At 57.7% G+C, this 13,530-nt stretch carries 11 protein-coding genes; 8 read left to right on the forward strand and 3 right to left on the reverse strand.

Translation table 11 applies throughout. From position 1 onward, the window contains the following. Nucleotides 1–66 precede the first annotated feature (66 nt). Nucleotides 67–1,530, forward strand: coding sequence for an aldehyde dehydrogenase family protein (locus tag IEI95_RS04215; RefSeq protein WP_156532227.1), 1,464 nt, complete (start codon nt 67–69; stop codon nt 1,528–1,530). A gap of 245 nt (nt 1,531–1,775) precedes the next feature. Here the strand turns inward: IEI95_RS04215 and IEI95_RS04220 are convergent, their stop codons facing one another. Then, entirely contained in the window at nt 1,776–3,050 is a 1,275-nt protein-coding gene (locus IEI95_RS04220; protein ID WP_156532226.1) for an NAD(P)/FAD-dependent oxidoreductase, read from the reverse strand. 3 nt (nt 3,051–3,053) lie between these two features. Beyond that, entirely contained in the window at nt 3,054–3,722 is a 669-nt protein-coding gene (locus tag IEI95_RS04225; RefSeq protein WP_156532225.1) for a haloacid dehalogenase type II, read from the reverse strand. 314 nt (nt 3,723–4,036) lie between these two features. Here IEI95_RS04225 and IEI95_RS04230 point away from each other — a divergent pair, with 314 nt between their 5' ends. The 7 genes from IEI95_RS04230 (at nt 4,037) to IEI95_RS04260 (ending at nt 12,617) form a co-directional block, all read left to right on the forward strand. Beyond that, a complete protein-coding gene (locus IEI95_RS04230; protein ID WP_156532224.1) occupies nt 4,037–4,882 on the forward strand; it encodes a GNAT family N-acetyltransferase in 846 nt (281 codons plus the stop codon). Between the two features lie 18 nt (nt 4,883–4,900). Further along, nucleotides 4,901–6,274 carry an aspartate aminotransferase family protein gene (locus IEI95_RS04235; protein ID WP_156532223.1) on the forward strand — a complete coding sequence of 458 codons (1,374 nt, stop codon included), beginning with the start codon at nt 4,901–4,903 and terminating at the stop codon, nt 6,272–6,274. 248 nt (nt 6,275–6,522) lie between these two features. After that, entirely contained in the window at nt 6,523–7,239 is a 717-nt protein-coding gene (locus tag IEI95_RS04240) for an HAD-IA family hydrolase (RefSeq protein ID WP_156532222.1), read from the forward strand. Nucleotides 7,240–7,321: 82 nt separating this feature from the next. After that, nucleotides 7,322–8,935: an ABC transporter substrate-binding protein gene (locus IEI95_RS04245; protein ID WP_156532221.1), complete on the forward strand. Its 1,614-nt coding sequence runs from the start codon at nt 7,322–7,324 to the stop codon at nt 8,933–8,935. A gap of 180 nt (nt 8,936–9,115) precedes the next feature. Continuing rightward, nucleotides 9,116–10,072 (forward strand): ABC transporter permease, encoded by a 957-nt coding sequence (locus IEI95_RS04250; RefSeq protein ID WP_156550419.1) that lies wholly within the window; start codon nt 9,116–9,118, stop codon nt 10,070–10,072. After that, nucleotides 10,069–10,959, forward strand: coding sequence for an ABC transporter permease (locus IEI95_RS04255; RefSeq protein ID WP_234934159.1), 891 nt, complete (start codon nt 10,069–10,071; stop codon nt 10,957–10,959). The genes IEI95_RS04250 and IEI95_RS04255 overlap by 4 nt, the downstream gene beginning before the upstream one ends. Continuing rightward, on the forward strand, nt 10,959–12,617 hold the full coding sequence (locus IEI95_RS04260) for an ABC transporter ATP-binding protein (RefSeq protein WP_194415997.1): 1,659 nt from the start codon (nt 10,959–10,961) through the stop codon (nt 12,615–12,617). Before IEI95_RS04255 ends, IEI95_RS04260 begins: the two co-directional genes overlap by 1 nt. Before the next feature lie 18 nt (nt 12,618–12,635). Here IEI95_RS04260 and IEI95_RS04265 read toward each other — a convergent pair whose 3' ends face one another. Next, entirely contained in the window at nt 12,636–13,319 is a 684-nt protein-coding gene (locus tag IEI95_RS04265) for a GntR family transcriptional regulator (RefSeq protein ID WP_156532217.1), read from the reverse strand. Between the last annotated feature and the right edge of the window lie 211 nt (nt 13,320–13,530).

The following is a 13,530-nucleotide window of genomic DNA, read 5'->3' on the forward strand; positions in this document are numbered from 1 at the left end:
GGCATCGGATTTATCCGAAAACCGGTTCCCACTTTTCGGTCCGATGCTCTAGCCTAAGGAACCACCATGACCCTCAGCTTCGATCCAGACACAATCGCCCTGCCCATCGGCCATTTCATTGGCGATACGCTGGTGGATGCCAATGGCGCACTCGACATGTATCGCCCATCAGATGGCAAGGCCTATGCGGGCTGTCCGATTGCCAATGAGGACATGGTGGATCGGGCTGTTCAAACCGCAAAACAGGCGCTGAAAACCAGCAAATGGGGCAGTGTTCGCCCTCGCGAACGCACCATTGTGCTCCAACGCTGGGCAGACCTGATTGAAAGCGAGGCCGAAACGCTGGCCAAGCTGGAGGCTCTCTCCTCCACCCGTCCCGTAGGCCATCTGATTGCGGGTGACATTGCTGTGACCGCAGAGCAAATCCGCTTCTTTGCCGAAATGGCAGACAAGGAAGGCGATGCGCTGGTGCCGACGGATGGTGATAGTCTCGGCATGATCATGAGCGAGCCTTATGGCGTGGTCGGAGCGATCACGCCATGGAATTTTCCGGTTTCCATGGCGGGTTGGAAGCTTGGGCCAGCACTGGCCGCTGGCAACGCCGTGGTACTAAAACCATCGGAAATGACGCCCTTTTCCAGCATCTATCTGGCGCAATTGGCAGTTCAGGCCGGGATTCCGGCGGGCCTGATCAATATCGTGCTGGGTGATGGTGCCGTCACTGGCAATGCCATCACCGGCCATCCCGATATTGCCAAGGTCAGCTTTACCGGCTCCACCGGAGCGGGTCAGGCCATCATGGGCAATATTGCCCGCACGGGCGTCAAACCCATGACGCTGGAACTGGGCGGCAAAAGCCCGCAACTGGTGTTTGCCGATGCCGATCTGGACAAGGCCGCCGCTGCCATTGCCCAAAGCATTCTTTCAAACGCTGGCCAAGCCTGTGTTGCTGGCTCACGCCTGATTGTTGAGCGCAGTGTGATGGAGCCTTTGGCACAAGCGATCATCGCCAAAATGAAGGCGGTGAAAGCTGGCCCCACATGGGATGCGACAGCACAATATTCGCCGATCATCTCCCAGCGTCAACGCGAGCGGATCGACAGCATCGTCAAGGCCGCCATTGATGCCGGGGCGGAATGTCTGACGGGTGGCGACATTATGGAAGGCGATGGGTATTTTTATACGCCAACCTTGCTTTCCCATGTCGATCAATCTTCACCCGCCGTCACACAGGAGATTTTCGGCCCTGTCTTGACCATGCAGTCATTTGCGCATGAGGATGAGGCGCTGGCACTGGCCGATCACCCCACCTATGGGCTTTGTGCAGGCCTGTTTACCCGTGATCTCTCTCGCGCCCTTCGACTTACACGCTCGCTTCAAGCGGGCACTGTCTGGGTAAACCGCTATGGCCGCTCGCGGGATCATATTCTGCCCACGGGCGGATACAAGCAATCTGGAATCGGCAAGGATCTGGGCCGCGAGGCCTACCATGCAAATCGCAAGAGCAAGAGTGTGTTGATTGGGCTTTGAGGGCGGAGGAACCCATCATTGGCTGTGCGGATGTTACCCCCCTCTGTCCTGCCGGACATCTCCCCCTCAAGGGGGGAGAACGACCCAGAGCTGGCCACTTGCACTCATGTTCGTCCAAGGCATCGGCATTCCCTTGCTTGGTTGAGGACGTGAGCGGCTAAGTCTATCCGATCTCCCCCCTTGAGGGGGAGATGGCTGGCAAGCCAGAGGGGGGTATCCCCGCTCCGCCGCACATAAATGACACCTTACTGAAACCGATCCAGCATCTTGTAATACATTCCCACCAGCGGCAAAAACCATGGCTTGCCAAAGTGTCCCGGCACGGCGGGCCAGTCCAGACCTTTCAGCGGATTGACATCGGGCTTGCCCATGATGGTATCCGCCATGATCATGCCGAGATGGGTAGAAAGCTGCGCCCCGTGGCCGGAATAGCCCATGGCGTACCACAAGCCGTCCTGATAGCCTGCGCGGGGATAGCGGTCCTTGGTCATATCCACCAGACCACCCCAGCAATAATCGATCTTGACCTTGGCAAGCTGCGGGAAAATCGCGGCAAGGGATTGGCGCAGGATTTCGCCGCTTTTGGCGTCCGATTGCTGATCGGAGGCCGCAGAGAAACGGGCGCGACCGCCGAAAATCAGCCGGTTGTCGGACGACAGACGCCAGTAATTGCCGATATTCATGGTGTTCACGCAAGTGCGGTTGCCTGGCATCACGCTGGCCACTTCCATGTCTGATAAAGGCCGCGTGGCAATCAGAAAACTGCCAACGGCAATGATGCGGCGGCGGAAGAAGCTGAAATTGGGCGTGGTATAGGCCCCGGTGGCCACCAGCACATCCTTGGCGGTCACGCGGCCCCGTGCAGTGGTCAGGTGGTGGCGGTCGCCTTGTTTTTCAACAGAGGTGACAGAGGCCTGTTCGGCAATGTCAGCGCCATGGCGTTGGGCGGCTTTCGCAAGGCCCACGACATAGCGGCCCATATGCATCATGGCGCTTTTTTTGGAGAGCATGGCACCAAAAAAAGGTGAGCCAACCTCATTTTTTAAATCCGCAGGCGACAAAAGCGCCGTATCTGGATCAACCTCGCCATGCAAAGCTTCAAAATTGCGGGCAAGCCCTTCGAAATGCTGCGGTTTGGAGGCCAGTTTCAGCTTTCCGGCACGGCGGAAATTGCAATCAATGCCTTCCTCGGCAATCAGCGCCTCGATGGTATCGATGGAACTGTCGAGCGCTTGGTAAAGCGCAATCGCCCGCTCTTTGCCCAGTTCAGCCTTGGCCCCCAGATAGCTGTGGGCCAAACCATTGTTGAGGTGCCCGCCATTGCGGCCAGAGGCACCCCAGCCGATGCGCTGCCCCTCCAGCACGATCACCTTTGCCCCCGCCTTCGCCAGTTGGCGGGCGGCAGCGAGGCCTGTAAAGCCGCCGCCAATCACGGCGACATCAAAATCGCCTTCAATTGCGCCGGTGATGCCCTCGGCAAATTGCGGGGCGGTGTCGTGCCAGTAGGAAAGATATTTCATCGATTAAAGACCAAACACGCCGGGCAGATCGTAAACGCCCGCGATTTCCTGATAGCCATAATAGGGATTGGCTGGCTCATGACCCCGGTTGACCCAGACTTTGTTCTTGATGCCCAGATCATGGGCGGTCATCAGATCATAGCGGAAGGAAGACGACACATGGGTAATGTCATCAGGGCCGCAGCCAAGCATGTCGAACATATATTCAAAGCCCTTCATGCGCGGCTTGTAGGATTGCGCCTGCTCTGCCGTATAGACCGCATGGAAAGGTGCACCAAGCTTTTCCACATTGGACATGATCTGCGAATTCATGGCGTTGGACAGGATGACCAGCGGAATTTCCTTGGCCACTTTGGCAAGACCAGCAGGCACGTCCGGGTGCGGACCCCAGCTGGGTACGCGCTCATATACGGTCTTGGCGTCTTCATCGCGGAAGGTCACGCCATTTCTCTTGCAGGTGCGTTCAATGGCATTGTGGACCACATCGGCATAGGGCTTCCAGTCGCCCAGCACTTCATCCAGACGATAGGCTGAGAAGTCTTTCACAAACTCATCCATGTGGCCAGCGTCCAGCTGGGGGCCGTAAATATCGCGGGCCGCTTCCGCCATCTGGAAATTGATGAGCGTACCGTAGCAATCGAAGGTGATGAATTTCGGGCGGAAGGGAGCCATGGGTTTCTTGATCCTTGCAAAGCATATCGTTCGGGTTTCCCCATCATAGGCAGAGCCAAGCCCACCCATTCACCGCAATTGCTACCTCTCAAAGCACAATGTTGCGTATGCAGTGGAGGATTTGGCAGAGAGTTTTGCGAACCCCTAAGAGCCGTTGTCCAGACACACGGAAGAAATGCACTCTCACGGCATAAGATGCGGCAGTGATCACTCGGAACGGCCAAACATACCAAGGACACGCGATCGTCGGGATGATCTTCTTTGCGCGCGGGGCTATCACTGAGAAGCAGTAAAACAGATTTCAGGAAAGTGGCATGCAGGCGAGCCAAATCGACATCATTTCCTTTGGTCCCGAACACATCGACGGCGCATTTTTGCTATCGCAGCAAGCCCAATGGCCACATCGCCGGGAAGATTGGGCCTTTGTGCTGTCCTTGAGCAAGGGCTTTGTGGCGCTTGAAGGCAACCGCGTGGTGGGAACCGCCATGGCGACGCTGTATGGCGAGACCTGCGCCACCATCAACATGGTGATTGTCGATGCCTCCATGCGCGGTCGCGGGCTTGGTCGTAAATTGATGGACATGGCCTTAAATGCCGCAGATGGGCGCGAATGCCGTCTGGTGGCAACGCAGGATGGTCTGCCCCTCTACGAAAAGCTTGGCTTTGTCGCCGCTGGTGAAATTATCCAGCATCAAGGCATTGTCGAAGATGGCACTATCGCCAATTCTGCAATCTCCTGGGCTGATCAGGACGTGGCGCAAGAATTGGGCACCCTTGATGCGGCAGCCTTTGGCGCGGATCGGAGTGGTCTGCTGAGCAAGCTCGCGGAAACCGGCAAGTTTGCCATTCTCAGAGATGCTGGCCGCATCACCGGCTATATCGCCCTGCGTCCCTTTGGTCGCGGTGAAGTCGCGGGGCCGGTCGTGGCGGCCAATCAGGACGATGCAAAAGCCCTTCTGTCCTTTGTGTTCGCTGCAAGAACAGGATCATTTCTGCGCGTTGACACAGCCGTTGCAACAGGCCTTGCGCCTTGGTTGACGCTGCAAGGCCTTGTTCACGTGGGCGGCGGCGTGCCGATGCGACGCAATGCGGCACAGATAGATCCGAATGAATCGGCTTCCGTTAAAACCTACGCACTCGCCAGCCAGGCCCTCGGCTGATTTTTTGGAGATCTGATAATGTTGAGCAATTCTCTTCTTGAGTTGGACCGCGCCCATCTGGTGCATCCCGTTGCATCCTATCGCAGCCATGAAAAGGCAGGCGTGCGCGTTCTGAAATCGGCCAGCGGCGCAACCGTCACGGATTCCACCGGACGTCAACTGCTCGACGGCTTTGCCGGTCTGTGGTGCGTGAATGCCGGTTACGGCCAGGAAAGCATTATCGAGGCAGCAACCAAGCAGTTGCGGGAACTGCCTTACGCTACCGGCTATTTCAGCCTCGGCTCGGAACCCGCCATCCGGCTGGCTGCCGAACTGGCAGACCGGGCACCCGGCGATCTCAACCACGTCTATTTCACACTGGGCGGCTCAGACGCGATCGACAGCACCATCCGCTTCATCCGCTATTATTACCATTGCAAAGGCACGCCGCAGAAGGACCAGTTTATCTCGGTGGAACAGGGCTATCATGGCTCATCCACGGTCGGCGCTGGCCTGACGGCTCTGCCGCTGTTCCACGCCGGATTCGGCCTGCCATTTGACTGGCAGCATAAAATTCCGTCGCACTACGCCTATCGCAACCCGGTCGGCAATGATCCCGCCGCCATTATCGCGTCATCCGTTGCAGCTTTGCGCAAGAAGGTCGAAGAACTGGGCAGTGAGCGCGTTGCTGCTTTCTATGTCGAGCCGATTCAAGGCTCCGGCGGTGTTCTGGTGCCGCCCGATGGCTGGCTGAAAGCCATGCGCGATGTCTGCTCTGAGCTGGATATTCTGTTTGTTGCCGATGAAGTCATCACCGGCTTTGGCCGCACCGGTCCCTTGTTTGCCTGTGCAGACGATGGCGTGGTGCCGGATCTGATGACCACTGCCAAGGGCCTCACCTCTGGCTATGTGCCGATGGGTGCGGTGTTCCTGTCCGATACAATCTACAACACCATTGCCGATGGTGCCGGATCGGCCGCCATTGGCCACGGCTATACCTATTCCGCCCATCCGGTCAGTGCCGCTGTTGGCCTTGCCGTGCTGAAGCTTTATGAGGACGGCCTGCTGGAAAACGGTCGCAAAATGGGCGCACGTCTGATGGCTGGGCTGGAAAGCCTGAAAGACCATCCACTGGTGGGCGATGTGCGCGGTCGCGGCATGTTGGCCGCCATTGAAATGGTGGTGGACAAGGACAAGAAGACACCGCTGCCTGCCGCTGCGGCCCCCGCAACCCGGGTGTTTGAACGCGCATGGGACAATGGCCTCGTCATCCGCGCCTTTGCCAATGGCATTCTGGGCTATGCGCCACCGCTGTGCTGCACGGAAAGCGAAATCGACGCCATCGTCGAGCGCACCAAAAACACTTTGGATCAAACGCTGGCCGACCCGGACGTTCGCTCCGCCATGGCATGAGACAGCAGCGGGTCGGGCGAAATACTGCCGAACGATCAGATTCAGAATTTTCTGCCGTCTTAAGATCGGCATTCGGGAAGAAACAGCCCGTAGCTCCTGTAATACTTCGGATGCGCCTCAGTAGAAAATGCCAGGGCGCATTCAAGATAAAAATAAAAGTTAAGCGAGGAAACCAAGGGATCGTGAGTGACAGGAACGGCATTTGCCGGGCCTGATGCATGAAGATGGACAAGCCAGAGGATGCAATGATGGCAAAGGCCTTTGCGGATTTCAAATATCTCACCTTCGACGTGGTCGGCACGCTCATTGATTTTGAGAGCGGCATTACCCATTGCCTCGCTGAGATTGCCGCAGAGACAGGCGTGACGATGGATGGAGAACACGCTCTTTCGCTCTATCGTGCGGCCCGCTATGACGATGAAGCCTTGCTTTTTCCCGACGATCTTGCGCGGGTCTACCTAAAGATCGCCCCCGCCCTCGGCCTGCCGGTAGATGCGGCATTTGGCGAGCGCTTGCGTGGCTCCGTCACCGATTGGAAGCCTTTTGCCGATAGCGTTGCCGCGCTGGCACAGCTGAAAACCTGCTACCGGCTGATTGCCATGACCAATGCGCAGCGCTGGGCCTTTGCGTATTTCGATGAAGCCTTGGGCGAGCCCTTTCATGCAGCCTTCACCACTGATGACACGGGCACCGAAAAGCCCGATCCAGCATTTTTCGAAACGGTCTTCGCTTTCGTTGAAAAGGAAGGCAACAGCCGCGCCGATATCCTGCATGTGGCGCAAAGCCAATATCACGACATCGGCATTTCACGGCAGCTTGGCCTGACCAATTGCTGGATCGAGCGACGCCATGCCCAAAAAGGCTATGGCGGCACGATCGAGCCGGAAACATTTGTGAAACCCGATTTTCACTTCACCTCCATGGCGGGACTTGCCGAGGCCATAGAGTTGGATCGCGCCGCCTGAAGCCAACACACGATGACATCAGCATACAATGACGTGCCACCCAAAGGCCCGCAAAACAGTCAACAACAATAAGGGGAATGTCATGACAGACAAGCAGACAACAAACTGGACCGGCGCTGACGATGCCATGGTGGAGAACGCCATCCGCCGTGGTGCCACCCGCCGCGAACTGATGCAGATGATGCTGGCTGGTGGCGTTGCCCTTACCGCCGCCGGCTCCATCATGGGTCGCGCCTCAAGCGCGCTCGCCGCAACACCGGTCAAGGGAGGTTCGTTGAAGGCCGCCGGCTATTCTGCGTCCAATGCCGATACGCTGGATCCGGCAAAGGCCTCGCTCTCCACCGACTATGTGCGCTGCTGCGCGCTTTATAACCGCCTCACCATTCTCGACAAATCCGGCGCTCCGCAGATGGAGCTGGCAGACTCGGTTGAAAGCAAGGACGCCCAGGTCTGGACGATCAAGCTGAAAAGCGGCGTGACCTTCCACGACGGCAAGACGCTGACCGCAGACGACGTCGTCTATTCGCTGAAGCGCCATCTCGATCCGGCCACCGGCTCCAAGGTTGCCAAGATCGCCGCCCAGATGACCGGCATCAAGGCCGTCGACAAGCAGACCGTGGAAATCTCGCTCTCGCATGCCAATGCCGACCTGCCGTCCATTCTCGCCATCCATCAGTTCATGATCGTTGCCGATGGCACCACGGATTTCTCCAAGGGCAATGGCACCGGTGCCTTCGTTCTCGAAAAATTCGAGCCCGGCGTCCGCTCGATTATGAAGCGCAATGGCAATTACTGGAAAGCTGGCGGCCCGAATGTCGACAGTTTCGAATTCTTCGCCATCAGCGAGGACAATGCCCGTGTCAACGCGCTCCTGTCGGGTGACATCCAGCTGGCCGCCTCCATCAATCCGCGCTCCATGCGTCTGGTCGATACCCAGGACGGCTTCGTGCTGTCGAAGACGACATCGGGCAATTACACCAATCTCAACATGCGCATGGATATGGCGCCGGGCAACAAGAAAGATTTCATTGATGGCATGAAGCTGATCGTTAACAGGGAGCAGATCGTCAAATCCGCATTGCGTGGGCTGGGCGAAGTCGGCAACGACCAGCCGCTGTCGTCTGCCAGCTTCTATCATAATGCCGACCTGAAGCCGAAGGCATTCGATCCCGACAAGGCAAAATTCCATTTCCAGAAGGCAGGCGTGCTTGGCCAGTCCATCCCGGTTATCGCATCAGAAGCCGCAAGCTCTTCGATAGACATGGCGATGATTATCCAGGCATCAGCGGCAGAAATCGGCATGAAGCTCGATGTCCAGCGCGTACCCTCCGATGGTTATTGGGACAAATACTGGCTGAAGGCACCGGTCCATTTCGGCAATATCAATCCGCGTCCGACGCCGGACATCCTGTTTTCGCTGCTTTACTCTTCCGACGCGCCGTGGAACGAAAGCCAGTACAAGTCGCCGAAATTCGACAAGATGCTGCTTGAGGCCCGTGGCCTGCTGGACCAGGCCAAGCGCAAGGAAATCTATGGCGAGATGCAGGTGATGATCGCGGAGGAAGCAGCGACGGTCATTCCCGCCTATATTTCCAACGTCGATGCTATCACGGCCAAGCTGAAAGGGCTTGAACCCAGCCCGCTGGGTGGCATGATGGGTTATGCCTTCGCCGAATATGTCTGGCTGGAAGCCTGATACCAGTTCGGCAGACCCTCTACGAGCAGGCCTTGGCAAATAGCTTTGGATCGATGCATGCTTTATCCAGCGCATCGCGGCAAAACCGTTTGCCAGCCTGGCGGCACATTATCACGGTCAGCCGCATTCCGATCACCCGAAGTGATTGCCGAAGATTGATCGCCCTAACCAAGCTGGAGCATGTGCGTGAACGCCCGAGCCTTTTCCCTTGTTGTCAACAGGCTGATGATCGCCCTGATCACATTGATCATCGTGTCGCTGGCCGTTTTCATGGCGACTGCGCTCTTGCCAGGCGATACGGCAACCATGCTGCTCGGTCAGGCCGCGACACCTGAAGCCGTTGAGGGCCTGCGCCAGGCCATGCATCTCAACGATCCGGCAATTCTGCGTTTCCTGCGTTGGGCAACGGGCTTGTTGCAAGGCGATCTCGGCACCTCCTACGCCAATAACATGCCAATTGCTGAGCTGATTTCCGGCCGTCTGGTCAATTCCATGAAGCTTGCCGGCATTACCGCCCTCCTGGCTGTTCCCATCGCACTGACGCTGGGGATTACCTCGGCCATGCTGCGCGGCTCTCTCTATGACCGCTGCGTCACCGTGGTGACCATTGGGGTGATTTCCGTGCCGGAATTCATGATTGCCACCTCCGCCGTTCTACTGTTTGCGGTCTATCTGAAATGGCTGCCAGCACTGTCCTTTGCCAATGAGGTTCACAGTTTTGCTGGCCTGGTGCGTGTCTATGCCATGCCCGTCATCACCCTGACCTTCGGCGTTTCAGCCCAGATGATCCGCATGACCCGGGCAGCGGTGATCGAAACCCTCGATACGCCCTATGTGGAAATGGCGTTGCTGAAAGGCGCCTCACGCCGCCGCATCGTGCTGCGCCATGCGTTGCCCAATGCGCTGGGGCCAATCGTCAATGCCATGGCGCTATCACTGTCCTATCTGATTGGCGGGGTCATTATCGTCGAGACGATCTTCAACTATCCCGGCATTGCCAAGCTGATGGTCGATGCCGTCGCCACCCGTGACCTGCCGCTGATCCAGAGCTGCGCCATGATCTTCTGCGTCGGCTATCTCGTGCTGATCACCATTGCCGATATCGTTTCCATTCTCTCCAATCCGAGGCTGCGATGACTATGACGCCACTAAACGGGACGCCATCGAACGCGACGCCATCAACAGCACCAATCGCTCGCAGACGCTGGTCATTCGGCTATCGCATCAATGCCGTTGGCATTGCTGGCCTCACTGTCATCAGCGCTTGGGCGCTGGTGGCGATATTCGCGCCCCTGCTCATCCCGCATCCAGTCGGTGAGATCGTCGATTTCGACTATTTCGGGCCGATGAGCAACACGCTTTGGCTGGGCTCCGATTATCTCGGTCGGGACATGCTGTCGCGCATCATCATGGGTGCGCGCTACACGGTCGGCATTTCGCTGGCCGCCGTTACCGTCGCCTGTTTTTCCGGCGTTGTGCTTGGCATGATCGCCGCCGTCGCCGGTGGCTGGATCGATACCGTGCTCAGCCGCTTTCTCGATGCGATGAACTCCATTCCCAGCAAGCTCTTCGGTCTGGTGGTGGTCGCTGCCGTCGGATCGTCGATCCCGGTTCTGGTCATGACCCTGTCGGTGATCTACACGCCCGGCGCCTATCGCTTTGCCCGGGCGCTTGCCGTCAACATCAATGCCATGGATTTCATAAGCGTCGCACGCATCCGGGGCGAGACTATTTTCTACATCATCCGCTCTGAAATTCTGCCGAATATTACCGGACCGGTGCTGGCGGATTTTGGGCTGCGCTTTGTCTTCATCGTGTTGCTGCTCTCAGGGCTTTCGTTTCTGGGGCTCGGCGTCCAGCCGCCCAATGCCGATTGGGGCGCATTGGTGCGCGAAAATATCGGCGGCCTGCCTTTTGCGGCACCAGCGGTGATTTTCCCGTCGCTGGCCATTGCCAGCCTGACAATCAGCGTCAACATGCTGATCGATAATCTTCCCCGCAAGATCCGCGACAGGAGTGCATGATGGCAAACCTCGTGGAAATCCGCGACCTGAAGGTCCAGGCCACCACCGATTCCGGCCGCAAGGTCGAGATTATCAAGGGCATCAGCCTGGACATACCGGAGGGCGAAATCGCTGCCTTGATCGGCGAGAGCGGCTCTGGAAAAACCACCATCGCCTTGACCTTGATGGGCCATACCCGCCCCGGATGCCGTATAACCGGCGGCACGATCAGTGTCGCGGGCAAGGATATGGCCGCACTTTCCGAGCGCGATCGCGCCAGTATTCGCGGCACCGATGTCGCTTATGTGCCGCAATCAGCGGCGGCGGCTTTCAATCCGGCCATCCGGATCATGGATCAGGTGATCGAGGTCACCCGCATTCACGACCTGATGTCGAAGGAAGAAGCCCGCACCCGCGCCGTGGCGCTGTTTCGGGCGCTGTCGCTGCCCAATCCCGAAACGATTGGCACACGCTATCCGCATCAGGTCTCCGGCGGACAGTTACAGCGTCTATCAGCGGCCATGGCGCTGATCGGAGACCCGAAACTGGTGATTTTCGACGAGCCGACCACGGCGCTTGACGTGACGACGCAAATCGAAGTGCTGCGCGCCTTCAAGTCGGTGATGCGCAAGGACGGCATCTCCGGGGTCTATGTCTCCCATGATCTGGCCGTCGTTGCACAGATTGCCGATCGTATTATCGTGCTCAAGGGTGGCGAAGTGCAGGAAACCGGCACCACCGCCGAGCTGCTGGCCGATGCGCAACATCCCTATACCCGTGAACTTCTGTCTGCCTTTGAACCCAAGCCCCGCACAACACCGCTTGCCGAAGACAAGAGCGTCAAGCCCCTGCTGGAAATCGAAAACCTGATTGCTGGCTATGGCGACCTGCAAGCGGATGGTCTGCCTCTCGTTCAGGCGGTGCAGTCCGTCAGCCTGACGGTGCGCAATGGCCGCAACCTCGGCATTATCGGCGAATCCGGCTGCGGTAAATCCACCTTAGCGCGCAGCATTGCCGGCCTCCTGCCATTGGCGGCGGGCCATATCATTTTCAATGGCCGTGAACTGGGCCGCCATGCCCGCGACCGCACCCGCAATCAGCTGCGCGAAATGCAGATCGTCTTCCAATCCGCCGACACGGCACTGAACCCGGCGAAATCCATTGAGGACATCCTCGGTCGCCCGCTGACCTTTTACCATGGAATGAAGGGCAAGGCGCGCGATGCCCGCATCAACCAATTGCTCGACATGGTGCATCTGCCACAATCGCTTCGCCAACGCCGCCCATCGGAACTGTCTGGCGGCCAGAAGCAGCGGGTCAATTTCGCCCGTGCGCTGGCAGCGGAACCAAAGCTGATCCTGTGCGACGAAATCACCTCGGCGCTCGACACCGTGGTCGCCGCCGCGGTCATCGAGCTTTTGAAGGAATTGCAGCGCGAACTTGGCCTGTCCTACATTTTCATCAGCCACGATCTTTCGGTGGTGGAAGCGATCTGCGACGAGATCGTGGTGATGTATGCGGGGAAAAAGGTCGAGCAAATCTCGCCGCAACAGCTTGCCGCCCCGCAACATCCCTATTCGAAACTGCTGTTTTCCTCAGTTCCGAAACTCGACCCGACCTGGCTCGATACGCTGCAACAGGACCCGGAACTGGTCAGGACCTACCGCATCAATCCGTGAGGCCTCGATTTCGAGACCTCAATCCCTGCCAACCGTATGCTGGGTCAATGTGCTGCTGGCATCACCGACAATTTCGACATGGCGATAGGCCGCTTCGGCGGCAGCAGTCTTTTCACCGCGCAGGATGGCATTGACGATGGCCTCATGCTCCTGAAAGGACAGTGACAAGCGGCCCGTCAAGCGAAACTGGGCGCGCCGAAACGGTGCCAGCCGCGAGCGGGTTTGCGTCACCAGTTCCAGAATATGCTGGTTATGAGCGCCCTGATAGATCCGGTTGTGAAACTCAATATTATAGGCGGAATAGTCCTCCGTCTGTCCCGCCTGGACGATGCGGATTGATGAGCGGTGCATCCCCTCCAGCGCCCGGCGCTCGTCCAACGTCATGCGCTCTGCTGCAAGCCTGGCGCACATCCCTTCAAGCTCCGCCATGGCCTCGAACATAGAGGTCAGGAACCCGCCGGTGACGTTGGTAACGACAGCGCTCTTGTTCGGCTTACGCTCCACCAGCCCCATGGCACATAATTGCCGCAGCGCTTCGCGCACCGGCGTGCGCGACACCTCGAACCGCGTGGCAAGCGATCCTTCATCCAGTTTATCATCCGGCTGCAAATCACCGACGATAATCAGGTCGGCAATGGCGCGTACCAATTGTTCGACCGTATTGCCGGCACGAACAAGTTCGCGCACCCTCGGCTGATTCATTGAGATTTCCCAGTTTCATTATCGTTTGTATGCAGTTTTAAAAATCGCTTGTTTTGGCAAATTAACCCACGGCTCGACTGATATCAAAGCACGATTTTCACAAAAATACACAACTTTCCTGCGAGGCCATGGACTTTTCCCTGAAGGATTTAGCAAATTTAATAGTCGCGCTCAAAAAATATTCATCTGAATTTTAAAAGTGCATACAGAT

Source organism: Agrobacterium vitis (genome assembly GCF_014926405.1).
GTDB classification, from domain to species: Bacteria; Pseudomonadota; Alphaproteobacteria; order Rhizobiales; family Rhizobiaceae; genus Allorhizobium; species Allorhizobium vitis_H.